General features: G+C 75.0%; 1 protein-coding gene. It reads left to right on the forward strand.

Going from position 1 to position 520, the window contains the following annotated elements; translation table 11 throughout:
* Positions 1–242 precede the first annotated feature (242 nt).
* Positions 243–520 (forward strand): hypothetical protein (locus ACTXGH_RS13815; protein WP_443561809.1); only part of this gene is annotated, 278 nt, incomplete at its 3' end.

The following is a 520-nucleotide window of genomic DNA, read 5'->3' on the forward strand; positions in this document are numbered from 1 at the left end:
AGGGTGGCCCGCAAAGCGGGTCGGGAGAGGGGAGCGACGATGTAGGACAGGGCGTCGCCCGTCAGGCCGGTCGCGCCCCTTCCTGAACCCGGGTTCCCCTCTCCCCACCCGGCCTGACGGCCGGCCCACCCTCCCCCGCAGAGGGGGGAGGGAATGCCAGCGCAACATCCGGTCCGGCCTGCAACCCCCACCCCTCCGACGCCGTTGTCAGCCCGGGCGGACCCCGCCCCGGAGGTCAGCGCATGGGGTTGCTCGAATCGGCGATCGGCGGCGTGCTCGGTCAGGTGTTCGGCGGCCAGAAGCAGGGGGCCGGCGGGATGTCGCCCCTGGTGAAGGCACTGCTGATGCTGCTGCTCGCCAAGGGCGCCAGCGGCGGTTTCGGCGACATCTTCGGGCGCGGCCATCAAGGTGAGCCGGGGCCCGAGGCCGACCGGTCCGGCGGCGCCGGCCCCTACGGGCGCGATCCGGGCCAGCACCCCGCCGATGCCGGCGGACGCGGCGACCCGGGCGATATCGGCGG

This window comes from Psychrobacter sp. 1Y10 (assembly GCF_052259005.1).
In the GTDB taxonomy this organism is placed as follows: domain Bacteria; phylum Pseudomonadota; class Gammaproteobacteria; order Pseudomonadales; family Moraxellaceae; genus Psychrobacter; species Psychrobacter saeujeotis.